Origin of the sequence: Kineococcus sp. GCM10028916 (assembly GCF_042674865.1) — a bacterium.
Lineage (GTDB): Bacteria > Actinomycetota > Actinomycetes > Actinomycetales > Kineococcaceae > Kineococcus.
Genome location: NZ_JBHTFM010000020.1, coordinates 106,270 through 131,502, shown reverse-complemented (window position 1 = coordinate 131,502; position 25,233 = coordinate 106,270). Strand labels below are relative to the sequence as shown.

The 25,233-nt window shown below is 72.4% G+C and carries 25 protein-coding genes; 10 read left to right on the top strand and 15 right to left on the bottom strand.

From position 1 onward, the window contains the following. Positions 1-20 precede the first annotated feature (20 nt). Positions 21-1,505 (top strand): PucR family transcriptional regulator, encoded by a 1,485-nt coding sequence (locus ACFQ46_RS21235; protein WP_380261805.1) that lies wholly within the window; start codon positions 21-23, stop codon positions 1,503-1,505. A gap of 178 nt (positions 1,506-1,683) precedes the next feature. Beyond that, a complete protein-coding gene (locus ACFQ46_RS21230) occupies positions 1,684-1,824 on the top strand; it encodes a hypothetical protein (protein WP_328293433.1) in 141 nt (46 codons plus the stop codon). Positions 1,825-1,878: 54 nt separating this feature from the next. On the opposite strand, the gene ACFQ46_RS21225 is transcribed toward ACFQ46_RS21230, so the two are convergent. The 7 genes from ACFQ46_RS21225 to ACFQ46_RS21195 all read right to left on the bottom strand — a co-directional run bounded on the left by ACFQ46_RS21225 (position 1,879) and on the right by ACFQ46_RS21195 (position 9,376). Then, positions 1,879-2,739 carry an alpha/beta fold hydrolase gene (locus tag ACFQ46_RS21225; protein WP_380261803.1) on the bottom strand — a complete coding sequence of 287 codons (861 nt, stop codon included), beginning with the start codon at positions 2,737-2,739 and terminating at the stop codon, positions 1,879-1,881. After that, positions 2,739-3,530, bottom strand: a complete 792-nt coding sequence (locus tag ACFQ46_RS21220; RefSeq protein WP_380261801.1) for an ABC transporter ATP-binding protein — start codon at positions 3,528-3,530, stop codon at positions 2,739-2,741. The genes ACFQ46_RS21225 and ACFQ46_RS21220 overlap by 1 nt, the downstream gene beginning before the upstream one ends. Continuing rightward, positions 3,527-5,230 carry a dipeptide/oligopeptide/nickel ABC transporter permease/ATP-binding protein gene (locus ACFQ46_RS21215; protein ID WP_380261799.1) on the bottom strand — a complete coding sequence of 568 codons (1,704 nt, stop codon included), beginning with the start codon at positions 5,228-5,230 and terminating at the stop codon, positions 3,527-3,529. The genes ACFQ46_RS21220 and ACFQ46_RS21215 overlap by 4 nt, the downstream gene beginning before the upstream one ends. Positions 5,231-5,233: 3 nt before the next feature. Then, positions 5,234-6,265 carry an ABC transporter permease gene (locus ACFQ46_RS21210; RefSeq protein WP_380261797.1) on the bottom strand — a complete coding sequence of 344 codons (1,032 nt, stop codon included), beginning with the start codon at positions 6,263-6,265 and terminating at the stop codon, positions 5,234-5,236. 4 nt (positions 6,266-6,269) lie between these two features. Next, positions 6,270-7,871, bottom strand: coding sequence for an ABC transporter substrate-binding protein (locus tag ACFQ46_RS21205; RefSeq protein WP_380261795.1), 1,602 nt, complete (start codon positions 7,869-7,871; stop codon positions 6,270-6,272). Between the two features lie 219 nt (positions 7,872-8,090). Further along, positions 8,091-9,035 carry a cation diffusion facilitator family transporter gene (locus ACFQ46_RS21200; RefSeq protein ID WP_380261793.1) on the bottom strand — a complete coding sequence of 315 codons (945 nt, stop codon included), beginning with the start codon at positions 9,033-9,035 and terminating at the stop codon, positions 8,091-8,093. Continuing rightward, positions 9,032-9,376, bottom strand: coding sequence for an ArsR/SmtB family transcription factor (locus ACFQ46_RS21195; protein WP_380261791.1), 345 nt, complete (start codon positions 9,374-9,376; stop codon positions 9,032-9,034). The genes ACFQ46_RS21200 and ACFQ46_RS21195 overlap by 4 nt, the downstream gene beginning before the upstream one ends. Positions 9,377-9,464: 88 nt before the next feature. Between ACFQ46_RS21195 and ACFQ46_RS21190 the strand changes: the two genes are divergently transcribed. After that, positions 9,465-10,292 (top strand): alpha/beta hydrolase, encoded by an 828-nt coding sequence (locus tag ACFQ46_RS21190; RefSeq protein ID WP_380261789.1) that lies wholly within the window; start codon positions 9,465-9,467, stop codon positions 10,290-10,292. Between the two features lie 6 nt (positions 10,293-10,298). Here the strand turns inward: ACFQ46_RS21190 and ACFQ46_RS21185 are convergent, their stop codons facing one another. The 3 genes from ACFQ46_RS21185 to ACFQ46_RS21175 all read right to left on the bottom strand — a co-directional run bounded on the left by ACFQ46_RS21185 (position 10,299) and on the right by ACFQ46_RS21175 (position 12,753). Further along, entirely contained in the window at positions 10,299-11,315 is a 1,017-nt protein-coding gene (locus ACFQ46_RS21185; protein WP_380261787.1) for a medium chain dehydrogenase/reductase family protein, read from the bottom strand. A 71-nt stretch (positions 11,316-11,386) separates the two neighbouring features. Then, positions 11,387-11,938 (bottom strand): TetR/AcrR family transcriptional regulator, encoded by a 552-nt coding sequence (locus ACFQ46_RS21180; protein WP_380261785.1) that lies wholly within the window; start codon positions 11,936-11,938, stop codon positions 11,387-11,389. A 47-nt stretch (positions 11,939-11,985) separates the two neighbouring features. Beyond that, positions 11,986-12,753: an SDR family NAD(P)-dependent oxidoreductase gene (locus tag ACFQ46_RS21175; protein ID WP_380261783.1), complete on the bottom strand. Its 768-nt coding sequence runs from the start codon at positions 12,751-12,753 to the stop codon at positions 11,986-11,988. Between the two features lie 100 nt (positions 12,754-12,853). Between ACFQ46_RS21175 and ACFQ46_RS21170 the strand changes: the two genes are divergently transcribed. After that, positions 12,854-13,699, top strand: coding sequence for a helix-turn-helix transcriptional regulator (locus tag ACFQ46_RS21170; protein WP_380261781.1), 846 nt, complete (start codon positions 12,854-12,856; stop codon positions 13,697-13,699). Between the two features lie 33 nt (positions 13,700-13,732). Here ACFQ46_RS21170 and ACFQ46_RS21165 read toward each other — a convergent pair whose 3' ends face one another. The 3 genes from ACFQ46_RS21165 to ACFQ46_RS21155 all read right to left on the bottom strand — a co-directional run bounded on the left by ACFQ46_RS21165 (position 13,733) and on the right by ACFQ46_RS21155 (position 15,368). Then, complete coding sequence (locus ACFQ46_RS21165) at positions 13,733-14,293, bottom strand: Clp protease N-terminal domain-containing protein (protein ID WP_380261778.1); 561 nt, start codon at positions 14,291-14,293, stop codon at positions 13,733-13,735. A gap of 16 nt (positions 14,294-14,309) precedes the next feature. Beyond that, complete coding sequence (locus ACFQ46_RS21160) at positions 14,310-14,531, bottom strand: helix-turn-helix domain-containing protein (RefSeq protein ID WP_328293418.1); 222 nt, start codon at positions 14,529-14,531, stop codon at positions 14,310-14,312. Between the two features lie 156 nt (positions 14,532-14,687). Then, positions 14,688-15,368 carry an NADPH-dependent F420 reductase gene (locus ACFQ46_RS21155; protein WP_380261776.1) on the bottom strand — a complete coding sequence of 227 codons (681 nt, stop codon included), beginning with the start codon at positions 15,366-15,368 and terminating at the stop codon, positions 14,688-14,690. Positions 15,369-15,754: 386 nt separating this feature from the next. Here ACFQ46_RS21155 and ACFQ46_RS21150 point away from each other — a divergent pair, with 386 nt between their 5' ends. Next, positions 15,755-16,849, top strand: coding sequence for a sugar ABC transporter substrate-binding protein (locus ACFQ46_RS21150; protein ID WP_380261774.1), 1,095 nt, complete (start codon positions 15,755-15,757; stop codon positions 16,847-16,849). A 36-nt stretch (positions 16,850-16,885) separates the two neighbouring features. Here the strand turns inward: ACFQ46_RS21150 and ACFQ46_RS21145 are convergent, their stop codons facing one another. Continuing rightward, positions 16,886-17,749 (bottom strand): sugar phosphate isomerase/epimerase family protein, encoded by an 864-nt coding sequence (locus ACFQ46_RS21145; protein ID WP_380261772.1) that lies wholly within the window; start codon positions 17,747-17,749, stop codon positions 16,886-16,888. A 166-nt stretch (positions 17,750-17,915) separates the two neighbouring features. On the opposite strand from ACFQ46_RS21145, the gene ACFQ46_RS21140 reads away from it, so the two are divergent. The 4 genes from ACFQ46_RS21140 to ACFQ46_RS21125 all read left to right on the top strand — a co-directional run bounded on the left by ACFQ46_RS21140 (position 17,916) and on the right by ACFQ46_RS21125 (position 23,514). Further along, complete coding sequence (locus ACFQ46_RS21140) at positions 17,916-18,395, top strand: Fur family transcriptional regulator (RefSeq protein WP_380261770.1); 480 nt, start codon at positions 17,916-17,918, stop codon at positions 18,393-18,395. Next, entirely contained in the window at positions 18,392-20,608 is a 2,217-nt protein-coding gene (katG, locus tag ACFQ46_RS21135; protein ID WP_380261768.1) for a catalase/peroxidase HPI, read from the top strand. The genes ACFQ46_RS21140 and katG overlap by 4 nt, the downstream gene beginning before the upstream one ends. A 146-nt stretch (positions 20,609-20,754) precedes the next feature. Next, positions 20,755-21,972, top strand: coding sequence for an FAD-dependent oxidoreductase (locus tag ACFQ46_RS21130; protein WP_380261766.1), 1,218 nt, complete (start codon positions 20,755-20,757; stop codon positions 21,970-21,972). 153 nt (positions 21,973-22,125) lie between these two features. Then, positions 22,126-23,514: an NtaA/DmoA family FMN-dependent monooxygenase gene (locus tag ACFQ46_RS21125; protein ID WP_380262021.1), complete on the top strand. Its 1,389-nt coding sequence runs from the start codon at positions 22,126-22,128 to the stop codon at positions 23,512-23,514. On the opposite strand, the gene ACFQ46_RS21120 is transcribed toward ACFQ46_RS21125, so the two are convergent. Continuing rightward, the gene (locus tag ACFQ46_RS21120) at positions 23,499-23,999 is read right to left on the bottom strand and encodes a DUF4383 domain-containing protein (protein WP_380261764.1); all 501 of its coding nucleotides are present in this window, start codon (positions 23,997-23,999) and stop codon (positions 23,499-23,501) included. The two genes, ACFQ46_RS21125 and ACFQ46_RS21120, sit on opposite strands and share 16 nt — an antisense overlap. Positions 24,000-24,145: 146 nt before the next feature. Here ACFQ46_RS21120 and ACFQ46_RS21115 point away from each other — a divergent pair, with 146 nt between their 5' ends. After that, on the top strand, positions 24,146-25,222 hold the full coding sequence (locus ACFQ46_RS21115; protein WP_380261762.1) for a hemerythrin domain-containing protein: 1,077 nt from the start codon (positions 24,146-24,148) through the stop codon (positions 25,220-25,222). Positions 25,223-25,233 lie beyond the last annotated feature (11 nt).

Here is a 25,233-nt window from a genome sequence, read left to right as displayed (position 1 = left end):
AATTCCCACATACTGTGCCCGTGGGACAGCTGACCATCTCCGACCTCCTCGCGCAGTCCGACCGGCTGGGGTTGTCGAGGGCGGCGGGCCCCGCTGACGACCGCCCGGTGACCCGGGTCGACGTCGTCGCGCTGGACCGGCTGGCCACCGTCGCCGCCGGCACGTTGGTCATCGTGGCGGGGGAGGAGAACCCCGCCCCGTACCGGATGGACGTGGCGTTGCGCCGGGCCGGCGCGGGCGGGCTCGCAGGTCTGGTGTTCGTGACCGCGGTGGCGCTACCCGCGACCGCGTCCCTGCTGGCGGAACGGGGCGGTGTCCCCGTCCTGATCGCCCCGGGGGTGAACCCGGCCGACCTCGCCATGGCCGTGGACCGCCTGCTCGCCGGCGGGGCCTCGGAGGCGATGATGCGCGCCCAGCACGCCGTGGAGAAGGCCACCGAGGTCGCGGCGGGACCCGACGGGACGGTGGCGGCGATCCTCTCCGCGGCCAGCACGGCCCTGGGAACGCAACTCACCGTCGTCGACGAACCGGGGGTGGTCTGGTCCGCGGTCGACGCCGTCTGCATCGGCGAGGTCCCGATCGGCCGGCTCGTCGCAGGAGCCCCGGACGCCGCGACCCCCGTCGCGCTGCCCGTCATCGCCTCGTTGCTGTCGCGGGTCGCGCAGCGGCAGATGTCCGATCGCTACGCCGGCACCCAGTCACGGGCCGACCTGCTCGTGGAACTGGTGCTCGCGGAGTCGTCGCGCGTCGAGGCGTTCGTCGGGCAGGCCGCCCGGCTGGGGTTCCCGTTGCAGCAGCAGCACGTCGTGGCCTGGCTGAAACCCACCGGACGCCAGGACCCGGACGCGCCGGCGCCGCGCAGCGTCCAACCCGCGCTGGAGCTCTTCGCCCTGCAGCTGGTCGACGGCCGCCCGGAGACGTGGCACGTCGCCTTCCTGCAGTCGGACCTGCTCCTCGTGAGTTCCGAGGAGCACGGTGCCGCCGACCACCAGCGCCGGTTGCGCGAGGTCGGGGAACGCATCCAGCAGCAGGCGCGGGCGCTGGCCGGCCCGGGCTGGGACTACACCCTCGGCCTCGGGACCCCGCAGATGGGCGCGGTCGGCTTGCGGCTCTCGGCCGCGGAGTCGCGGATGGCCGCCGAGTCGGCGATCGCGGACGGACGGGCGGGGGAGGTGGAACTGACCGACGTGACGGGGTTGCGGCGCGTCCTGCTGGACTTCTTCGCCTCCCCGATCAGCCGGAAACTCCTCGTCGACGTCCTGCGACCCCTCGACGACCTCGGTGCGGAGCGTTCCGAGACCGCCGTGCGGACGCTGCTGTCCTACCTCTCCCACCGCAACTCCCTGGCCCACGCCGGCCGCGAACTCCACCTGCACCCGAACGCGGTGGGGTACCGGCTGAAGGGGATCCGGGCGGTCCTCGAGCTCGACCTCGACGATCCCGACACCCGGTTCGCGGTGGAGCTGGCGTGCCGGGTGCGGCTGCTGAGCACCACCCGGGGGTAGCGCCCGCCGGGTGGTGTGCGCGCTCACGGAGGCGCGTACTGTGCGATGACCGCACGGGGCGCTGAGCCCCGTACGTCACCCGGTCCGAGCAGGAGGGCGCACGGCTGGAGTCGACGGCCACGCGGTACCCCGCCGTTCGCGGCGAACGCCCGGCCCCCGGGCGGACAGGAGACCCACCATGGACAAGTCGCCCCGCAACACCAGTGCGAAGAAGACCGGCAAGTCCCTCAAGGAGAAGCGCGTCGACAAGAAGGCCAAGAGCGCGTCGCGCAGCGCCTCCGACGCGGTCAGCGACAGCGTCAAGGGCACCAAGCGCTGAGACCGGCGCCGCCGCGCAGCGTGGACGCTGCGCGACGGCGGGTGCGGCCGCCGGTCACACGGGCCGCTCGGCCCGTTGCGCGGTGCGGCTGAGGGCGAGGACGAACTCGGGCCACAGCTCGCGGGGGATGTCGTGGCCCATCTCCTCGTAGACGTGGACCTCCGCCTGCGGCAGCAGCTCGCCCAGGGCCAGCGCCGAGCGCCAGTGCACGCTCTGGTCGCCCCGTCCCTGCAGGACGACGGTGGGGACGCGGACCTCCGCCAGCGCGGCACGCCGCTCGAGCGGCCCCCGGAGCATCGCGTTGAACTGCCGCAGCAGACCGTCCGGGCGGTAGATCCGGTCGTGGTAGCGGGCGCCCAGCGCGGCGGACTCCTCGGCGTCGAACGGGAAACCGGGCGAGGCGTAGCCCCGCTGGCCACCGACGAACATCTCGACGTAGGCGTCGCGGGCGAGGAGTTCCGGCAGCTCGGTGAGGGGTTCGCCGTCGCCGACGGGGTGGGCCAGGAACTCCTGGTCGCTGGACGGGCAGGTCGACATCAACCCGAGGCTCGCGACCCGCTCGGGGTGGTGGATCGCCACCAGCTGCACGATGAAACCGCCCATCGACATCCCGGTGAGGTGCGCCGCCCCGATCCCCAGGTGGTCGAGCAGCGCGACGACGTCGTCGGCCATGTCGTTCAGGTCGTACGTCGCGGTGAGGTCGTCGGGTCCGGCGGTCATCTGGCTGAGACCGACGTCGCGGTTGTCGGCCCGCACGACGAAGAACCCCGCCTCCACCAGGCGGTCGACGAACTCCTCGGGCCAGCCGATGAGCTGGGCGCCGCCGCCGTGCACGAGGACCAGCGGCCGACCGGCGGGGTCACCCGCGGTCTCGTAGTGGACCTCGACGCCGGCCGGGGTGCTGAACCTGGGCATCAGATCGCGTCCTCGAGGTCGAGGGCTTCGCCCATCACGGGGATCGAGCGGAGGAGTTCCCGGGTGTAGGGGTCCGAGGGGTCGGTGAGCACGTCGTCGGCAGCACCGTGTTCGACGACGCGGCCGCCGCGCACGACGCTCACCTCGTCGCTGACGTAGCGCACGACGGCGAGGTTGTGCGAGATGAACAGCATCGTCAGGTCGAGTTCGCTCTGCAGCTCCCGCAGCAGGTTCAGCACCACGCCCTGGACGCTGACGTCGAGGGCGGAGGTGATCTCGTCGGCGACGAGGACCGCGGGTTCCGCGGCGAGCGCGCGGGCGATCGTGATGCGCTGGCGCTGGCCGCCGGAGAAGCGCGCCGGGACGTCGCCCGCGCGGGCGGGGTCGAGGTGCACGAGGTGCAGCAGTTCGCGCACCCGCGCCTCCCGGTCGACGCGGTTCACCGCCCGGCCCGTCGCCAGCAGTCCCTCGGCGATCGACGACCCCACCGGCATTCGCGGGTCGAGCGCCGCCATCGGGTCCTGGAACACCATCTGCACCCGGCGTCGGGCGAGCTTCGCCGTGCGCGAGCGGTCGGTGATGTCGACCCCGTCGAGGCGGATCACACCGGACGTGGGGGTCTCCAGACCCACCGCGACCCGCGCCACCGTCGACTTCCCCGACCCGGACTCACCGACCAACCCGTGGGTGGTTCCCGGCCGGACGGTGAGCGACACCCCGTCGACGGCCGTGTGCGCGGACCGGCCGTGTCCGAACCGGACGACGACGTCCTGGAACTCCAGGTGACTCACGTGAGGACCTCCTCATCGGCGACCACCCCGAGCACGGGCAGCGCCCGCGTCCGGTCGGTGGCCATGTCGGGCACGCAGGCGATGAGGCCCCTGGTGTAGGGGTGCTGCGCCTCGTGGAGGCGGTCGGCGTCGAGACGTTCGACCACCAGACCGTCCTTCATGACGACGATGCGGTCGCAGAAACCACTGACCAGGGCGATGTCGTGCGAGATGAGCAGGATGGCCGCACCGGTCTCGGTGCGGGCGTCGCGCAGGGCGCGCATCACCTGGCGCTGCACGGTGACGTCGAGAGCCGTGGTGGGTTCGTCGGCGAGGATCAGTCGCGGTGATCCCATGAGGCCCATCGCGATCATCGCGCGCTGCCGCATGCCGCCGGAGAACTCGTGCGGCAACTGCTTCAGCCGCTCGGCGGGTCGCGGGATGCGGACCAGGGCCAGGGCGGCGACCGCGCGTTCCCGGGCGGCGGAACGGGTGGCGCCGGCGTGCACCTCGCTGGCCTCGGTGAGTTGCCGGCCGATCGTCAGCGACGGGTTCATCGAGGACAGCGGGTCCTGGAAGATCATGGCCTGCTCCAGGCCCAACGTCCGCCGTTGCCCGCCGGAGAGCTTCCGGCGCATGTCGATGTCCTGGAAGCTGAGCCGCCGCGCGGTGATCCGCGCCTCCGGCCCGAGGAGTCCGGCGATCGCCATCGCGGTGACGGACTTCCCCGACCCGGACTCCCCGACGATGCCGACGACCTCGCCCGCCTCGATCCGCAGGTCGACCCCGTGGACGCGTTCGACGAGCGAACCGTCCTCGGTGCGGAACGCGACCTTGAGGTCCCGCACGTCGACGACCGCGTCACCGGTGTCCACGGACGCGGCCTCGTCGGGCACCGCGACCGCCCGGACGGCTCGGGTCCGCTTCTCGCTCAGCAGCTCCCCGAGGAGGGAGAACACGACACCGGTGAAGACGATCGCGATCCCCGGGCCCACCGCGGCCATCGGGGAGACGTAGATGCGTTTCGCGCCCTCGTTGAGCAGCCGGCCCCAGTCGTACTCCGGGGCCTGCACGCCGAGACCCAGGAACGAGAGTGCCGCGAAGGACAGCAGCGTCACCGAGGCGTGCGCCGCGGTGTTCACCAGGACCGGCGGCAGGATGTTCGGCAGGACGTGCCGGCGCGCGGTGCGCCACGGGGAACTGCCGAGGATGCGCGCCGCGTGCACGTAGTCGCTACCGGCGACGGACGCCGCCGACGTGGACACCAGCCGGGCGAACACGGGAACCCCGGCGAAACCCACGGCCAGCACGGCTCCGGTCGCCGTCGCTCCCCAGATCACCGAGAAGAACAACGCCAGCAGCAACCAGGGGAACGACAGCAGGATGTCGATGAGCGCCGTCAGCGCCCGGCGGGCAGGGCGGGGGAGCACCGCGGCGACGACACCGAGGACGACACCGCCGACGACGGAGATCGCTGTCGCGCCGAGGGTCACCAGCAACGACAACCGGGTCGCGACCACGACCCGGGCGAACAGGTCGCGGCCCAGGTCGTCGGTGCCGAAGGGGTGGGCGAGGCTCGCCGGTGCCTGCCGGTTCGCGATGTCGCGAGCGGTCGCGGCGTCACCGAACACCGCGTTGCCGAGCAGTGCGGCGAGCACGACGAGCAGGAGGCCGACCAGCAGGGCGATCCCCTGCGGGGAACGCAGCGTCCGGGAGTTCACGGCTCAGGCCTCCGCAACGGCCGAGCGCGGGTCGATCACCGCGAGGGCCAGGTCGATGACGAGGTTGGCGCCGAGGACGAGCACGGCGTAGACGAGGACGATGCCCTGGATCAGCGGGTAGTCCTTGGCCGTGATCGAGGAGACGATCGTCGAACCGATGCCCGGGACGGTGAACACCGTCTCCACGAGGACGGTCCCGCCGATGAGTCCGACGAGGACCACACCCCCGGCGGTCAGGGCCGCGGTGACGATGTTCGGCAGGGCGTGCCGCACGTGGAGCAGGTGCCCGGGGAGACGTTTGCTGCGGGCCGTCGTCAGGTACGGCGCGTCGAGCACCCGGACCATCTCGATGTGCACGATCCGGGCCAGGTAGGCCATCGGCCCGACGGCCAGGGCCAGCACGGGCAGCACGGCCTGCTGCGCGGAACCCCAGCCGGCGGGAGGGAAGGCCCCCCACCCGATGCTGAGCGTCGCGATGAGCAGCACCGCGAGCAGGAAGTTCGGGATCGCGATGACGACCCCGAGGATCCCGGAGACTCCGAGGTCGACCCATCGACGTCGACCACCGCGGGCCGAGACGGCCGTCGCGACCCCGATGGGGAACGCGCCGACCACGGCGACGACGAACGAGACGACCGCCAGGAACACCGTCGTGGGCAGGCGTTCCGCCAGCGTCGTGGCGACCGGACGCTGCGAGGTGACCGAGGTGCCGAAGTCCAGCTGCAGCAACCCGGTGACGTAGTTCGTGAACTGGTTCCACAGCGGCAGGTCGAGGCCGAGGGAGTGCCGCAGGGCCGCGACGGTGGCGGCCGGGGCGGTCGGCCCGAGGGCTGCCCGGACCGGGTCACCGGGTACGAGCTGCACCATGGAGAACGAGGCGGCCAGGACGATCACCAGCGAGATCGCCGCCCGCCCCAGTCGGCGCAGGACGAACGTGAGCCGCGGGCTGAGGACCACGCGGACGTCCCCCCGCCCCGGCGCGACCTCCGGCGCGGAGGGCGTGGTGGTGAGACCCGGGGTCGGGGGGAACGTCATCTCCTCAGCCCAGCATCCGGATGGTCGTCGGGGCGATCGTCCCCGGCACGTCGGCCGTCGCGCCCTGGAACCACGTGGGCGACTGCATCTGGGCGAGCGGGAAGATGTCGACCCGGTCGACCAGTTCCTTCTCAGCGTCCTGCCACGTGCCGCAGGCGGTGTCGGCGTCGGGCGCCGTCATGGCCTGCTCGGCCAGGGCGTTGTACTCAGGGTTCGCGACGGACATGAAGTTGAACCCGCCGTTCTCCGAGGTCGCGCCGAGGAAGAACTGGCTCAGGACGACGGGTGTCCCCGGAGCGAGCTGGATGAACCCGGTGTCCCAGTCGTAGGTCTGGTAGAGGTCGGTGGACCAGCCGGTGGGGTCCTCAGCGACGAGTTCGGTCGTCACCCCGAGGTCGTTCCACTCCGCCTGGACCTCTTCGGCGGCGGCGGCGTGGTTCGGGGTCCCGGCGTCGTAGAGGAACCGGATCGAGAGCGGTGTGCCGGCCTTGCTGCGCTTGCCGTCCGAACCCTTGGTCCAGCCTGCTTCGTCGAGCAGGGCGCCCGCGGCGGTGACGTCGGTCGCGGGCAGGGTCCACCGGGGCCCGTCGGCGACGCAGAGGAACGGGTTCGCGATGACCAGGGAGGTCATCTCCTCGTAGTTCCCGTTGGTCACGAGTTCCCCGACCGCCTTCCGGTCGAGGGCCGTCGTCAGCGCCTGGCGGACCTTCACATCCGCGGTCGGGCGGTCGGGACGCTCGTTGAAGAGCATCTCCCCGATCGGGTTGTTGACGCCCTTCGACGTGAGACCCGCCCCCTGCACCCGGTCGCGGTCCGAGCCGGCTACGGCGGCCGCGTTCAGGTCGCCGGAGAGCAGCAGGTTCGCCGCCGTGGCCTCGTCGGTGACGACCTTGGCGTCGACCTCGTCCGGCAGGCCCTTGGTGTCGCTGGTCACGTCCTGCGGGCCCCACGTGTAGCCGGACCGCTTGGCGTAGACGTAGTCGCTGCCGGGGGTCGCCGCCTTGAGCTGGTAGAGCCCGGTGCCGTCGGTGGCGTCGGTGAGGGACGCGGGGTCGTCGAGCCCGCCCTGGCAGACCATCTCGACGCTGCCGGTGGAGGCCAGCAGGAACGGGTTCGGCGTGGCGCTGGTGATCGTGACCGTCTGCGCGTCGCCGGTCGCGGCCATGCTTTCGGTGATGTTGGAGCCGTGCCAGAAGGTGCCGTTCGCGGGGTTCGCCTGGTAGGCCACGTTGTTGGCGACGGTCTCACCGGTGAAGGGCGCACCGTCGGCGCAGGTGATCCCGTCCTGGAGCGTGTACGTGATCGAGGTGGGGGTCACCTCCCAGCTCTTCGCGAGCCACGGTACGAAGTCGCCGTCCTCGGTGACGTAGGTCAGCGAGTCGTAGGCGTAGGCGACGATCGCGCGCTGCACCAGCGAGACACCCGTCAGGGGCGACAGGCTGCCCGGGTCGTCGTTGAGGGCCACCGTGAAGGTCCCGCCGGAGACGACCTCCGACGAACCCGGGTCCGGGGTGTCCTGCGATCCACCGCTGCACGAGGCGAGCAGCAGGGCGGTGACGGCGCTGCCGGCCATCGCCGCGGACACGCGGAGGTGCTTCCTGGTCATGCTGCAACCCTTCGGGAGGAACTGCGGGGGCAGGGTGCCTCGCGGTGCGCACGAACGGGTTCGTCGCCACCGTGAGCTCGTGGGCTGACCTGCGGCGCGAAGGTGAACGTCGAGGTCATGGCCGTGAGCCTAGGAACCCTGGACACGGGCGACAATGTGCCCTCGACGCAGAGAATCGAGGTGCACTGTGCCCACACCACAGCTCTGTGGTGCGGAGCGTCAGTCGTGCGTCGAGGTCTCGTGACCGCTGTGGCCGACGGGTTCGAGCTGGAAGGTCGCGTGCTCCACGGCGACGGGGAAGTGCTCGGCCACGCACTCCTGCAGCCGGTCGAGGATCTCGGGTGCGTGACCGTCGCGGAAGCAGGACTCGTCGAGGACGACGTGCGCGGACAGCACCGGCAGGCCCGAGGTGATCTGGCTGGCGTGCAGGTCGTGGACCGCGTGCACGTGCGGGAGTTCCAGCAGGTGCCGGCGCACGTCCTCCAGGTCCAGCCCCGGCGGGGTGGACTCCAGCAGCACCGCCGTCGTCTCCCGCAGCAGACCCAGGGTGCGCGGGACGATGAGGACGCCGATGAGCAGCGACACCAGGGCGTCGGCGCGGGTCCAGTCCGTGAGGGCGATGACCCCGGCGGCGACGATGACGGCCACCGAGCCGAGACCGTCGTTGACGACCTCGAGGATCGCGGCCCGCACGTTGACGTTGCGCTCACCCCCACCGCGCAGGAGCAGCCACAGGGCGATCACGTTGCCCAGCAGGCCGATCACCCCGAAGGTCAGCATCGCGCCGGAGTGCACCTCCGGTGGCTCCAGCAGGCGCCGGACCCCTTCGACGAGGACGAAGACGCCGATCGCCAGCAGTGCGGCGGCCTGCAGCGTCGCGGCGAGGACCTCTGCGCGCCGGTAACCCCAGGTGCGCTGGGCGGACGCGGGACGCGCCGCGAGCGTCGCGGCGATGAGGGCGATGACCAGGCCCGCGACGTCGGTGAGCATGTGCCCCGCGTCGGCCAGCAGGGCGAGGCTGCCCGAGACGAACGCCCCGATCGCCTCCGCGACGAGGACGGTGGCCGTGACGGCGAGCGCGGCCGCCAGCCTCCGACGGTTCTGCTCGGCCGCCCCGTCCCCCCCGTGGCCGTGGCCGTGGCCGTGGCCGTGGCCGTGGCTCACGACGCGACCTCCTCGTGGGCGTGTTCGGGGCACGCCTCGTCGTTGACCGCGAGGACCACGCCGAGCAGGTCGCCCAGCGCGTGCGTCATCCGGGCGTCGGCGATCTCGTACCGCACGCGACGTCCCTCCGGCACGGACACGACGAGGCCGCACCCGCGCAGGCAGGCGAGGTGGTTGGACAGCGACTGCCGCGAGACCCCGAGGAGTTCCGCGAGTTCGGCCGGGTACCCGGGCGCCTCGCGCAGCGCGAGCAGCAGCCGGGACCGGGTGGGGTCGGAGAGGGCGTGGCCGAAGCGGGCCAGGACCTGCGCGTGCGTCGCGATCACCCTCCGACGGTACATCGCCGGATGAACTGACGGGGCCCGGCGGGACGGGTAGCTTGCGCAGCACCCACCACCGCTCACCGCTGCGCACCCCGGAGGAACCCACGTGACGATCGAGGACACCGTGCTCGGACACCCGCAGGCGGTTCCCGGACCGCACGGCGACGTCGACCTGCGCGTCTACCGACCGACCGGCACCCCCGACGCGGCGCTCGTCTGGGTCCACGGCGGTGGGTTCGCCGCGGGGGACCTCGACATGCCGGAGTCCGACGCCGTGGCCCGTGCCCTCGCCGGCGCCGGGCTGCTCGTCGTCGCCGTCGGCTACCGGCTCGCGGGCCCCGGTACGTTCTACCCCGTCCCCTCCGACGACGTCCTCACCGCCTGGCGGTGGGGCCTGGAGCACGCCCTCGGGGCGGGGGTCGCTCGTGACCGCGTCCAGCTGGGCGGGGCGAGCGCGGGCGGGAACCTCGTCGCCGGCGCGGTGCTGCGCCTGCTCGCGGCCGGAGAACCCGTCCCGGCGGCCGTCTTCCTGGCCTACCCCACCCTGCACGCCGTCCCGCCGCTCGCCTCCCCGGCTGCGGACGCCGCGGTGCAGCGACTCCCGGAGGACGAGCGCTGGCCGGCACCGACCGTCGAGGCGATGTACCGCGGTTTCGTCGGTGGGGACCCCGCGACGGCGCCCGCCGCCGCCGTCCCCGGCACCGCCGACCTCACGGGTTTCCCGCCCGCCTTCGTCCTCACCAGCGAGGTCGACGGCCTGCGGGGTTCGGCCGACGATTTCGTCCGGCGGCTCGCCGCGCAGGGGACGTCGGTGCTGTCCGTGTGCGAACCGGGGACGGAGCACGGGCACCTGAACCGGCCGGGACCGCAGTTCGACGCCAGCCTCCGGCGGGTGGCGACCTGGCTCCGCAACGCCCCGGAGCTCGCCGGCTGAGGAACGTCAGGGAAGCAGGACGACCTTGCCGACGACCGTCCGCGACTCGGCCAGGCGCATCGCCTCGGCGACCTCGCCCAACGGGAACGTCGCGGCGACGTGGGTGCTCAACCGACCCTGGGCGAGGAGTGCGAAGACGCTGCCGAGGTCCTCGCGGATCCTCGCCTGGAACCGTGCGGGGTTCCGGCGGCCGGCCCAGACGTTGAAGAACGTCGCGCGTCGGCCGTCGGGCCGGACGTTCCACCCGGCGAGTCGGGCCACCAGCTTCAGGACGGGCCAGGTCGGGTTCCCGCTGTCGTCGCGGGTGGCGGCGCTCCCGTAGGAGACGAGGGTGCCGCCACGTCGCAGCAACCGGTGGGAGGCGAAGAGGCCTGCCCCGCCGACGTGGTCGAAGACGGCGTCGACCCCGTCGGGGGCGAGGGCCCGGACCTGCGCCTCGACGTCGCCGCGGTGGTCCACGGGTTCGACCCCGAGGTCGCGCAGCGCGTCGTGGTGGCGTGGCGAGGCGGTGCCGATCACCCGGGCACCCGCGTCGCGGGCGAGCTGGACGAGCACCGTCCCGACGCCGCCGTTCGCGCCGTGCACGAGGACCGTCTGACCGGCCCGGACCTTCGCGGACCGGTGCAGCATCGACCACGCGGTGATCCCGTTCACGACCAGGGTCGAGGCTTCGGCGGGGTCCACGCCGGACGGCACCGGCACCAGGTCCCCGGCCGGGACGAGGGCGTGGGTGGCCCAGCCGCCGGTCTTCGTCATGGCCGCCACGCGCTGTCCGAGGAGCCCGGCGGGGGTGCCGGGTCCGAGGTCGACGACGGTCCCCACGAGGTCGTAGCCGGGGGTGAAGGGGAACGCGGGCTGGTCGTAGTAGCGGCCCCGGCGCATCTGCTGCTCGGCGTAGGAGATGCCGCTGGCCTCGACGGCCACCAGCACCTGGCCGGTGGTGGGCGCGGGGAGGTCGACCTGCTCGAGGCGCAGGCCCTCGGGTTCGACGACACCGGGGAGGACGACTCGGGTGGTGGTCATGGTGTCTCCTTGTGTGTGATTGATCAGTCACTTCGTGGAGCACGCTGGAGAGCGCTGCGGTGCAGCGCTCTTCAGGGGTGGCGGATGCCGTGGGTGAGGGTGTCCGCCCACGCGTGCGGCAGGTCGTGGAGGTCGGCCGTCACGACGAGGTGACACAGCTGGCCGTAGGCCAGGAAGCGCTGGACGGCGTCGGGGCCCGCGCCGGAGAGGTCGGTGGCCGTCTGCGTCACCAGGGCGAGACCGCGGCGCACCGCGTCGCGGATCTCGGGGACGTCGCAGGAACTCTGCGCGTGGACCTGCAGCATCAGCAGGTCGCGGTCGGCGATCAGCTGCGCGTAGGCGCCCCCCATCGCGTCGAGGACCCCCGCGGGGGAGGGGTCGGCAGCCTGCTCGGCCCCTTCGCGCAAGGCCCGTGCGACCAGCGAGTAGCAGTGGTCGAGGGCCGCCGTGAAGAGGCCGAGCTTGCCGTCGAAGAGTCGGAACACGTAGGCGGGGGAGATCCCCGCCTCCGTCGCGACGGCCGCCACCGGGGTGGCGTGGTAGCCGCTGCGCGCGAAGACCCGGACCGCGCTGGCCACGGCCAGTGCGCGCTGGGCCTGTGCCGTCGACCTCGTCGCTGTCATGTGTGTGATTGAACAGTCACAACAGCTCGACGTCAACCCCCGTCACGTCACCAGCTCAGGCGGGTCGCCGTCAGTCCGCCGTCCACGTCCAGCGTGATCCCCTGGACCATCCGGGCCGCGTCCGAGACGAGGAAGGCCACGGCGTCCGCGACGTCCTGCGGCGCAGCAGGTGCCCCGGCCGGAGTGGTCGCGGCCTGGGCCAGCACCACCTCGCGGGCGTAGTCGTTGCCGGGCGTCAGGGTGATGCCCGGGGCGACGGTGTTCACCCGCACCCCGCTGGGGCCGAACTCGGCGGCCCAGGTCCGGGTCATCTGCTCCACCGCGGCCTTCGTCGCCGTGTACATGGCCCCGAACGGCACCCCCGTCCGCGACATCCACGACCCGATGTTGACGATCGCACCACCACCGTGGGCGACCATCGCCGGAGCGATCTGCCCCACGAGGACGTGCGGGGCGCGGACGTTCACCGCGAGCATCGCGTCGAGGTCCTCGTCGGAGGCGCTCGCGGTCGGGCCGACGGGGTAGATGCCGGCGTTGTTCACCAGCACGTCGATGCGACCCCCGAGCAGCTGCGTCGCGGTCTCGACGAGGGTGCGGAGTTCGGTGGCGGGACGGGAGAGGTCGGCGGCGAGGAAGTCGGCCTTCGCCCCGGCGGCGCGCAGTTCCCCGACCAGGCGCTCGCCGCGGGTCGCGTCCCGCCCGCTCACCAGGACGTGGGTGCCGGCGGCGGCGAGGGTGCGGGCGATGGCCTCGCCGATCCCGCTGGTGGATCCGGTGACCAGGGCGGTTCGGTTCGGGGTCTCGTTCGTCGTCATGACCACAGTCCAACCGGGTTCGGTGAACCGGACCAGAGCCTGTCCAACCTGGTCACGGCAGGACCAGGTCGATCCTGGTGGCGGGTCGTACCGTGGAGCCGTGCCTGCCGACCGTTCCGCCCTGGGGGCCTTCCTGCGTTCGCGCCGTGACCGGCTCACCCCCGCCCAGGCCGGGATGACCCCGTTCCCCGGCCCGCGGCGGGTTCCCGGTCTGCGCAAGGAGGAACTCGCGGTCCTCGCCGGACTCAGCCCCGACTACTACAGCCGGCTGGAACAGGGTCGCCAGGCGAACGTCTCGGTGGGGATCCTCGACGAACTCGCCCGCGCGCTCCGCCTCGACGACGTGGAACGGCAGCACCTGCACGACCTGGCCGCCCCCGCAGGACGACCCGGCACGGTCCGGGAACCGCCGCAGGTCGCCGACCCGGGGTTGTTGCGGGTGATGACCACCCTCGACCACGTTCCCGTGCTGCTGCTGGGCGACCGCTCGCAGGTCCTGGCCCGCAACGCGTTGCTCCGCGAGGTGCTGGGGGACCCGATGGAACCGGGGCGGGTGTTCTCCGACTGGTTGCTGACCGATCCCGTGGCCCGCGAACGCATCCTGAACTGGGTCGAGTTCGCCCAGTACGCCGTCGCGGCGCTGCGTCGGGAATCGGCCCGCCGCCCGCACGACCGCCGCCTGCACGCCGAGATCGCCAGGTTGCGCACCGACCCGGACGTCGACCGCTGGTGGGAGGACCACCGGGTGCGGGACTACGCCTCGATGACGAAGCGGATCCAGCACCCCGCCGCGGGCACCCTGACGTTCGGGGTGGAAGTGCTCGTCGGTCCGCTGGACCCCGGGCAGCGGTTGATCGTGTACACCTGCGAACCGGGTTCGGCGACGGCGCTCGCCCTCCCCCTGCTGACGTCGTGGGCACTGGATCCGGTTCCGCCTCGAGGATGAAGTGCGGTCCGCCGGAGCGTGAGGCGCGTTCGTTCAGGTCGAGCGGCGGATCTCCGCGAGGACGAGGCCGGTCGCCGTCTCGCGGTCCAGGTCGACTCCCGCCGCGCGGAGCGCGCGAACGGCCGGTCCCTCCGGGTGGTCGAGGATCGCGAGCAGGAGGTGTTCCGTGCCGATGTAGCCGTGCCGCAGCGAGATCGCCACCCGCAGGGCGTCGGTGAGGGTTTCCCGGCCCGTGCTGTCGAACGGCAGGTGGCCGGGACCCGTTCCGCCGAAGAACCTGCGTCGGCGGGGTTCCCCGTCGAGCGCACCGGGCCCGAAGGACTCCTCCGCCCGGCGTCGCACATCGTCCACGTCGATCCCGAGTTCCCGCAGTGCGGCCGCGTCCGCGGCCGGCCCGGCGGAGTCGCGGACGACGGGAGCGAGGGTGGCCTCGTCGGCGCCCGCGCCGACGAGGACCCGCTGCGCCACCGAGGGGGTGGCGAGCAGGGACAGCAGGAGGTGCTGGGACCCGATGCCGGTGTGGCGGAACTCCCGCCCGACGGTCTGGGCGTGCACGACGGTCTCGCGGGCGGGTCGGGTGAAGCGCTCGAACACAGGTTTCTCCTCCGGGTCAGAGTTTCCGGGAGTGCTTCTTGTGGACGGCCTGCTTGCTGACGCCGAGGGCCAGGGCGATGTCCGCCCACGACCACCCGAGATCGCGGGCCCGGGCGACCTGGAGGTCCTCGAGCCGTTCGAGCAGGCGTCGGAGGGCGGCGACGGCGCGCAGGCCCACCGCCGGGTCGGGATCCGTCCCGCGGGTGACCAGCAGGTCGGTGCCGTCCGGTTCGCTCATGCGTCAACTGTGGTTGACGATCGTGGGGTTGTCAACTCTGGTTGACGGACGGCTCGGGTCACGTGGAGATCTCTGGTCTCCCGACCCCGCCGACCACCCCGGGAGGAGTCGGCACCGACTCCTCCCGGGGTTTCGGGGAACGCGGGGTGGACCCGTTCAGCGGATGGAGCGGTCCGCCTGGTCGAGCCGGGCTCGCAGCTCGTCGGGGGTCCGGCGCCGCGGCTCGGCGGGATCCCCGCTCTCGGTGTAGACCCCGGCGTAGGCGGGCTGGTCGCGCTGGAAGCGCCAGCTCTCGGCCAGGGGGCCCGTGTCGAAGACGTCGTAGCCGATGGCCTCGATGAACTCGGTGACGACGCGTTCGGCCGCCTCGTCGTCCCCGGCGATCGTGAGCGTCGCGCGGTCGGGTGCCCCGGCGGGGCGCTGCAGCTCCCCGAGGTTCTGCGCGAAGATGTTGTTGAAGGCCTTGACGACGCGGGCGCCCGCGAAGTGGCGCTGCACGAACTCGCTGGTGGTCAGCTCGTGGCTGTCCAGGACGGCGATGTCGCCGTCGCGTTCGGGGTAGTAGTTGCAGGTGTCGATGACGACCTTGCCGTCCAGGGACTGCGCCGGGAGCTCCGGGACGCGACCCAGCGGGATGGTGACCACCACGAGGTCCCCCGCCGCGGCGGCCTCCGCGGTCGTCGCGGCGCGTGCCCGGGGCCCCAGCTCTTCCACGAGGCCGGCCAGCGACTCCGGACCGCGGGAGTTGGCGATGACGACGTCGTACCCGGCGTCCACCGCCAGACGGGCGAGGACGCTGCCGATGTTTCCGCTGCCGATGATGCCGATGATGCTCATGTCCCGTGCAAGGCGCCCCGGGAGGAGAGCATTCCGCTGCGTCCGCGGAGCGTCAGGGGCGTCGACCGTGCTCAGGTGACCGGTCCGAGGTGCCGATGGGCCCCCGGAGCGGCCCGACGGCCGCCAGGAGCACAGGAGACATCCGCATGACTGAGGGGATCGTCGGTCCCGACGCCGACGGCCGGGCTGACCGCCGGCGGCGTTTCGCCGACCGGCCGCCGGCACCGAGTTCGCCGCGCTCGCGGCGGCCGTGCCGGTGATGGCCGGCGGCCTGCTCGCGCGGAGACGGCGGCGCGGATGCGCACCGTCTCGCACTCCACCTGCTGACCCGCGCGGACCCGCGCTGACCCACCGCTGACCCACGACGTCCAGGCCGGAGTCCCACGATGAGAACGACCACCCGCCGCACCGCCGGCGCCCTCCTCGCCGGTGCCGCCCTCCTCGGCGCTCTCGCCGGGTGCGGCGCCGACGCCCCCGGCACGACGGCCGCCGCGGCCCCGGCCGACGGACCGCACGTCGCGTTCCTCGTCCCGTCCACCTCCCTGCGGTCGATGGCCTACGACGTCCCGAACTTCTCGGTGGAACTGGCCGAGAAGTGCCCCACGTGCGTCGTCGACGTCCAGACCGCCCCCGACCAGGCGACCCAGAACACCCAGGCGCAGCAGGCGATCGCCGCCGGCGCCGAGGCCCTCGTCGTCGTGGCGCTCGACGGGGCCGAAGCGGGAGACCTGGTGAACGCGGCCAGGTCCGCGAGCGTGCCCGTCGTCGCCTACGACCGCCTCGTCAAGGGCGCGCCCATCGACTACTACGTCTCCTTCGACGGCAACGCCGTCGGGAAGCTCGGTGGCCAGGCGATCCTGGACGCCGTCGGCGAGGACACCGCCGGTGGGGCGATCGTGATGCTCGAGGGGGACCCCGCGGACAACAACGCCGGGTTGTTCGCCGCCGGGGCGCACTCCGTCCTGGACGGCAAGGTCGACATCGCCACCGAACGCTACGTGACCGGGTGGAGTTCGGACGAGGCCGCCGTGCAGATGCGGTCGGCGCTGCAGGACCTCGGGAACCGCCGTCTCCTGGGCGTGTACACCGCCTACGACGGACTGGCCGCCGGTGCCCTCCAGGCGCTCGGCGACGCGGGTCTGAGCGGGGTTCCGATCACCGGGCAGGACGCCGAGACCGCTGCGCTGCAGCGGATCCTGGGCGGCACGCAGACCATGACGATCTACAAGGACCTCCCCGCCCAGGCGCGGACGACGGCCGACCTCGTCGACGACGTCCTGAAGGGGCGCACCCCCGAGACGACCGGCACCACCGACAACGGCGCGGGTGCGGTTCCCACCGTCCTGCTCCAACCGCAGGCCGTCGGGAAGGCCGAGGTGCAGAGCAAGGTGCTCGCCGACGGGTACACCACCGTCGACGCGTTGTGCGCGGGTGCGGCCAGCGCCGCGTGTGCGTCGGCGGGGATCTCCGCGGCGAACTGACCCGACCGGAGTTCCGACCCGACGCTCACCCCGTCGTCAGGGGGAGGTGCTGCGCGCCCGGTCGAAGCAGGCGGTCGTCGTGGCGCGGGCCCGCTCCAGACCCAGGGTCAACCCGTTCCGTCGATGCTCGTCGGACAGGATCTCCACCCCCCACGGACCGTTCCACCCGAGATCCTCGAGGAGGCGGATGAACCCCGTGACGTCCTGCACGCCCTCCCCGCAGTAGCGCCGGCGATCGCGGGTGTCCTCGAACAGGTCGCCGACCGGTTCGGCGTCCGCGTCGTCCAGTTCGACGGCCGCCACCTGTTCCAGGGTCAGGCTCCGTCCCAGTTCCGCCAGCGAGGTGCCCGCGCGGAACACGTGCCAGAAGTCGACGGCGAGGCCGGCGGCGGGGTGGTCGACCGCGCGGACCAGGTCCGCGCCGGCCGGCAGGGAACCCACCCTCGAGAACGGCAGGGGTTCGAGAGCCACCCGGGTGCCCACGCCGGCCGCCTCGACCGCCAGACGCCGCAACGGGTCGACGAGCGGGGACAGGTCGCTCCAGGGTTCACCGAACGCGGTTCCCGCCTTGACGAAGGGCGAGCCGAACGCGCTCGCGGCCTCGAGCAGGAGGTCCCAGCGCTCGCGCCAGGCCTCCTCCGGCAGCCACCAGTCTGCGATCAGTTCGACCTCCAGGTGACGCAGCCCCCGTTCCCGGGCGTACTGCGCGACCTGGTCGAAACCTGTCGTCGACCTCATGAGTTCGAGGTCCTCGTGGGCGAAGCCGAGTCCGGCCCACCCGCCGGCGGCGACGGCGTCGATGCGTTCGAACGGGGTGAGGGGGGAGACCTCGGAGGGGTCGAGAGGACGCGCGGTCCCAGCGGTCGTCCAGCACGTGGCGACCAGCTCGGGTGCGGCCATGTCGGTTCCGTTCGCCGTGTGAGGGGTGCAGTGGGAGGGATGCAGTGGGAGGGATCACGAGGGGTGGGTCGAGCGTACCCAGGGGCTCACGGTCCCGGCGGTCCCTCAGGGGACTCCCAGCCCTCCCGTTCTTGACCCGTTCAAGCTGGGCGGGCAGGATGGCCGTGTGCCCACCACCGAAGAGCTCGAGCGCGTGCTGCGCGGTGCGGGCCTGCGGGTGACGCAACCGCGCCTCGCCGTCCTCGACGCGGTGCACGCCCTGCCCCACGCGGACACGGAGGCCCTCATCGTCGCCGCCCGGTCCCGCGTGGACGGGGTCTCGCACCAGGCGGTGTACGACGTGCTGCGGGTCCTGACCGACAACGGCCTGGTGCGACGCATCCAGCCGCAGGGTTCCGTGGCCCGCTACGAGGCACGGGTGCACGACAACCACCACCACCTCGTGTGCCGGGTGTGCGGGGACATCACCGACGTCGACTGCGCCACCGAGCAGGCGCCGTGCGTCACGCCACCCCTCGTCGACGGTTTCGACGTCGACGAGGCCGAGGTCATCTACTGGGGCCGGTGCCGGTCCTGCGCGACGACCCCGGCTCCCTCCGCCGACCCCTCCGAACCCGTTCCTCCAGCAGAGAGAAGCACTTCGTGACCGAACTCGACAAGGCCCAGTCCCAGTCCACCAGCGAGAGCGAGAACCCGGCGATCAAGTCGCCGACGCCGGCCACGAACGGCCGGCCCCGCACCGCGCAGGACTGGTGGCCGAACCAGATCGACCTGTCCGTGCTGAACAAGCCGTCGCGCGACTCCGACCCGCTGGGGGAGGACTTCGACTACGCCGCCGAGTTCGCCAAGCTCGACGTCGCGGAACTCAAGCGCGACCTCGTCGAGGTCATGCACACCTCGCAGGACTGGTGGCCGGCGGACTGGGGCCACTACGGCCCCCTGTTCATCCGGATGTCCTGGCACGCGGCGGGCACCTACCGCATCGCCGACGGCCGCGGTGGTGGCGGCGAGGGTGGACAGCGCTTCGCGCCGCTGAACAGCTGGCCCGACAACGCCAACCTCGACAAGGCGCGTCGCCTCCTGCTGCCGATCAAGCAGAAGTACGGCCGCAAGATCTCCTGGGCCGACCTGCTGGTCCTGGCGGGGAACGTCGCCCACGACGACATGGGCCTGAAGACCTTCGGTTTCGCCTTCGGCCGCGCCGACAACTGGCAGCCCGGTGAGGTCTTCTGGGGCCCCGAGGACACCTGGCTCGGCGACGAGCGCTACCAGGACGACACCCCGCTGGACCTCGAAGAGGGTCACCTGGCCGCGGTCACCATGGGCCTGATCTACGTGAACCCCGAGGGCCCGAAGGGACAGCCGGACCCGCTGGGCTCGGCCCACGACATCCGCGTGACGTTCGGGCGCATGGGGATGAACGACGAGGAGACCGTCGCGCTCGTCGCGGGCGGCCACACGTTCGGCAAGACCCACGGCGCCGGGAACCCCGAACTGGTCGGTGTGGAGCCCGAGGGCTGCCCCGTCCACGGCAACGGCCTGGGCTGGAAGAGCGAGTTCGGCACCGGCAAGGGTGCGGACGCCATCACCAGCGGCCTCGAAGGGGCGTGGACCCCCACGCCGACCCAGTGGGACAACACCTACTTCGAGACGATGTTCTCCCACGAGTGGGAGCTCACGACGAGTCCCGCCGGGGCCAAGCAGTGGAAGCCCAAGGACCCCGCGGCGGGCGACCTCGTGCCGGACGCGCACATCGAGGGCAAGCGCAACGCCCCGATGATGCTCACCAGCGACCTCGCGCTCATGGCGGACCCCGTCTACCACGAGATCTCCAAGCGCTTCTACGAGAACCCGGAGTACTTCGCCGACCAGTACGCCCGCGCCTGGTTCAAGCTGCTGCACCGCGACATGGGCCCGCGCAGCCGTTACCTCGGGCCGGACGTCCCGGCCGAGGAACTGGTCTGGCAGGACCCGACCCCCGCCGTCGACCACGAACTCGTGGGTGACGCGGAGGTCGCCGACCTCAAGCAGCGCCTGCTCGCCGCGGGGCTGAGCGTCTCGCAACTGGTCCACACCGCCTGGTCCGCGGCGGCGTCCTTCCGCAGCACCGACAAGCGGGGTGGCGCCAACGGCGCACGCCTGCGCCTGGAGCCGCAGCTCGGCTGGGCCGTCAACGCGGGCGTCGCCGACGTCCTGCCGGTCCTCGAGCGCGTCAAGGGCGAGTTCGAGGCGGCGACGGGGAAGAAGGTCTCCCTCGCCGACCTGATCGTCCTCGGCGGGAGCGCCGCGGTGGAGAAGGCCGCGCTCGACGCGGGCGTCTCCGTCACGGTGCCGTTCTCGCCCGGCCGCACGGACGCCACCCAGGAGCAGACGGACGTCGAGAACTACCGCTGGCTCGAACCCCGCGCCGACGGGTTCCGCAACTGGATCGACCCGTCGAGCAAGCTGCACCCCGAGACGCTGCTGCTGGACCGCGCCGGGATGCTCGAGCTGACTGCCCGCGAGATGACCGTCCTCATCGGCGGTCTGCGGGTGCTGGGCGCGAACACCGGCGGCGTGCAGCACGGGGTGTTCACCGAGACCCCGGGCGTCCTGTCCCAGGACTTCTTCCGCAACCTCCTGGACCTGGGCGTGCAGTGGCGGACGGCCACCGACACCGAGGGCGTCTACGAGGGCCTGAACGCCGCCGGCGACGTCGTCCGCACGGCCACCGCCGTCGACCTGGTGTTCAACTCGAACTCCATCCTGCGCGGCATCGTGGAGGTCTACTCCGGCGACGACGCGCAGGAGCTGTTCGTGCGGCACTTCGCCGCGGCGTGGCAGAAGGTCATGGAGCTCGACCGCTTCGACCTGCGCTGACCACCACCCGGGAGTTCTGAACCAGGGCACCGGAACTCGGGGACGCCCCGGCCCGCGCACCGCGGGCCGGGGCGTCCCGCTGCCCGGCGGACCCCGGCCACGACCCACGACTGGCGGGCTCACCGTCTGGCGCGGATGGTGGCCCCGTGACCACCCCCCGTCGAGCTCCCCGCCCCACCGATCCGGTCACCCACGCGGAGGTCCTCGTCGTCGGCGGTGGCAACGCGGGAATCTCGCTGGCCGCCAAGCTGCTGCGTGACGGTGCGCAGGACGTCGTGGTCCTCGAGCCGTCCCCGGTGCACCGCTACCGCCCGCTGCTGAACTACGTCGGGTCGGGTCAGGCCACCCCGGCCGACGTGGAACGGCCCATGGCCTCGGTGGTCCCGGACGGCTGCCGGTGGGTGCAGGACGCCGTCGCGTCGGTCGACGCCGAGACCCGCACGGTGCGGACCCGGCGGGGGACGAGCATCGGCTACACCACGCTCGTGCTCTGCCCGGGCATGCGTGAGGACTGGGCGGCCACCCCGGGCCTGCAGGACGCCTACAGCTCCGGCTGGGCGGGGTCGACCTACGTCCCGAGTTCCGCCCCCCTGGTGTGGCCGGCGCTGACGGGGATCACGTCGGGCCCGGTCGTCTTCTCGATGCCGCCGGAACCCGCGCCCTGCGCGCCCACGGCGTTGAAACCCCTCTTCATGGCCTGCGACCACTGGCGCCGTCGCGGCGTGCTGGCCGATCTCGACGTCACCCTGGTGATCCCCGAGGAGCAGGCGCTGGGGGTGGTCGGGGCCGACGAGCACCTCGAGGTGGCCTTCGCGTCCTACGGCATCACGGTGCTGCGGCGCTCGCGGGTGCAGGCCGTGGATCCGGTGCTGCGTGCGGTGGACATCGCCACGCCGGCCGGGACGCGGCGGGTGGACGACGTCGCCTACGCCCACCTCGTGCCCCACTACCGCGCCCCGGAGTGGATCACCGAGAGCGGCCTCGGCGACGCGGGCCCGGCCGGACTCGTCGACGTCGACCCCGCGACCCTGCGGCACGAGCGCTTCGGGGACGTCTGGGCCATCGGGGACGCCGCCTCGATCGGCACCCGGTCCTCGGGCGGGGCCCTGCGCAAGCAGGTCCCGGTCGTGGCCCACAACATCGCCGCGGCCGCCCGGGGACGCCGGCTGCGTTCCTACGACGGGTACACCGTCATGCCGGTGACGACCGCCCGCGACCGGCTGATGCTGGTGCAGGCCGACCGGAAGGGCCCGCGCCCGTTGAAGCTCCCGGACCCGTTCGCGCCGCGCCGGGCCGCGTGGTTGCTCGACCGCTACGTGCTCCCGCAGACGTACTGGCACCGTCTGCTGCGCGGCAAGGTCTGACCGGCCCACCCCACCGGGGGAGTCTTGCCCGGTCGGGGTCCGGTGTGTTCCACTCACCCCGCTCCACCTCACGACCCACCGACCGGCGGGTGAACGGCCTGCGCGGCGCAGGTGAGACGTCTCTCCCGAAAGCGCAGTCGTGTCGTGAAGCAGATGCACCTCGGAGTCTTCGAAGTCCTCGGTCCCCAGGTCGGCGGGACGCTCAGCTGGCCCCATCCCCGCTCGGCCGGTGCGAACTTCACCTCGCTCGAGCACTGGGTGCACCTCGCCCAGGTCATCGACCGGGCGGGTTTCACCTTCCTGTTCCTGGCCGACACCTTCGGCTACCCGACCGCCGACGGCGAACTGGCGGAGACGGCGGCGGCCCGGGGCATCAACTTCCCGACGTTGGACCCGGCGGTGGTCGTGACGGCGTTGGCGCGGGCGACGGAACGCCTCGGGTTCGTCGTCACCTCCCCGACCGGTCTCGACCACCCCGTGCAGACCGCTCGGCGCTTCGCCACGCTCGACCACTTCACCGAGGGCCGCATCGGCTGGAACATCGTCACGGGGTCGGCGCAGGACGTCGTCGCCGAACTCTTCGGGCACGACGAGATGATCCTGCACGACGAGCGGTACGCGATGGCCGACGAGTACGTCGACACCGCCCTGAACCTCTGGGAGGGCAGCTGGGAGGACGACGCCCTGGTCGTGGACCGTGCGGCCGGGTTCTACGCCGACCCGGCCAAGATCCACCGGGTGTCGTTCGAGGGCCGTTGGTTCCGGTCCTCCGGCTACTTCGCCTCCCCGCCCTCACCCCAGCGGACACCCGTGCTGTTCCAGGCGGGGACGTCGGAGCGCGGACGGGCCTTCGCGGCCCGCAACGCCGAAGCGGTGTTCGTGCAGGCCACCACGATGGACGCCACCGCGCAGGCCGTCGCCGACATCCGGGCCAAGGTCGCCGCCCACGGGCGGGATCCGCGGTCGGTCACCACGATCATCGGGGTCACCGTCGTGGTCGCCCCCACCCACGCGGAGGCGGTCGCCCGCCGCCGCGAGTTCGAGGCGTTGCAGTCGGACGAGATCGTCGCCGCGCTCTACTCGCACAACACCGGCATCGACCTGCTCTCCCTGGACCCGGACGGAACCCTCGAGCAAGTCCTCGGTCGGGGAGCGGCGGGCCAGACCGGTCAGACGAACATCACCCGGTTCACCGGTGGCGACGGTGAACCCGCGAAGACCGTCCGCGAGGTGCTCGACGCCCTGCGCGGCCGCGGGACACGGGGTTTCGCGATCACCGGGGACCCCGTGGAGGTCGCCGACGGGCTCGAACGGATCCTGGACGCCACCGACCTCGACGGTTTCATGCTGGAGCCGGTCTTCGCGCCGGGCGACGTCGAGGACTTCGTCGCCCTCGTGGTCCCGGTCCTGCGCGAGCGTGGCCGTCTGCCCCAGGCCCCCACGACGGGAACCCTGCGGGAGCAGCTGTCCGGCCGGGGTTCTGCCCGTCTCCCCGCTGACCACCCCGGAGCGTCCCGTCGCCGGTCTCAGAACGCACCGTGATCCCGGATCTCCCGACGCCGGGACAGGTTGCCCCCGATGAGGAAGAACACGCCCAGTCCGAGGTAGAGGCAGTTGCTGGCCGCGTCGGTCGGCAGGACCGGATCGGGTGAGTTGGCGACGATGCCGATCCCGGCGAAACCCATGCCGATGAGGACGAGAGCGTGCAGGACGACGTTCTTGTGCGCCTGGCGCACCGAGCCGGCGAACACCAGCACGGTGATCCCGTAGAAGAACAGCAGCACCGAGCTCACCACGGACACGGTGAACACGCCGAACAACTGCGCGCCACTGCGGAAGAACCCCATCTCGTCGTAGTGCGTGGTGATCCCGGGGACGAGCCCGAGCACCCCCAGCAGGCCCAGCAGGAGACCGGTGGCCTGGGCGTGCCGCCGGACGGGGCCGCCCCTGGTCTTCGTGATCTCGACGGCTGAGCTGCCGAGGGCGCGGACGTCGTCGGTCGTGGAGGTGGGTCGGTGGGAGCTCACGGCGTTCCCTTCGAAAGGCTGGTGGGCCTGGTGTCGAGGAGGTCGCGCCGCTGGGTTGGACGGTCCGACCACGGTGACGCGCCGCGCGCCGACGCGCATCTCGGGATCCACGGTGTGCGCTGCTGTCCGGTGGGTAGAACCAGGACATGACGAACCCACGCCACAACGGCCTGACGTCCGTCGCCGACCAGAGCGAAGAAGAACGCGGTGGCCCGGGCAGCATCCTGTCGCGGCAGAGCGCGGACCACGCGGAACTCGACGCTCTGATGGCGGCCTACGCCGCGGAACCCGACGTCGACGCCAGGGGACGCGTCGTGGCCGAGTTGGCGGAGCGTGCCCTGCGGCACGCCTTCGCCGAGGAGACGGTGCTGTTCCCCGCCTACCGCAGGCACCTGCCCGGTGACCGGGACGAGCTGACCGCCCACATCGAGGGCGACCACCAGCAGGTCAACGACCTGCTGAAGGACCTGCAGCGCGCCGACCCGCGCTCACCCGGGTACGACGACGAGGTCCGCCGCGTCTTCGAGGTGATCCGCCACGACGCCCACGACGAGGAGGACGACCTGCTGCCCCGGCTGCAACAGGTGGCCGGCCCCGAGGAGTTGCGGGTCATCGGCGCCGCGTGGGAGGCGGCCCGACGTGGTTCGCCCACCCGTCCCCACCCGAAGGTGTCCCGTCACCCACCGGGCAACGTCGTCGCCGGGGTCGGGTTGGCGGTGTCCGACCGGGTGAAGGACGCCGTCGACCACCGGGCACCGATCGGCACCGCTCGCCGGGCCGCGGGTCAGGGAGCTCTGGCCGGTCTGGTCGGAACGGCGGTGATGACCGGCGGGGAGAAGCTGGAGCAGGCCCTGACCGGGCGGCCGAACTCCTTCGTGCCCGGGCACACCCTCCGGCGCCTGCTCGGCCGCGACGACCCCCACGACAGCGTCGGCTGGAACCTGGCCATGCACTGGGGGACCGGGGTGTTCCTGGGGGTGGCCGCCGGGCTCGCGGGCCGGGCCGGACTCCGGGGAGTTCCCGGGATCCTCACGTCGGTCGGTGTCCGTGTCGGCTTCGACCACGTCCTCGAGACCGCCACGGGGGTCGAGCGTTCTCCGCTGGCCTGGCCGGCTCGGCTGCTGGCCGTGGACACCCTGCACAAGAGCGTGTACGGGCTCGTCACCTCGGTCGTCGTCGACCGGCTGCGCGCGCGGACCCAGCACCCCGCCCGGGGTGACTGACGCCCGCTGGG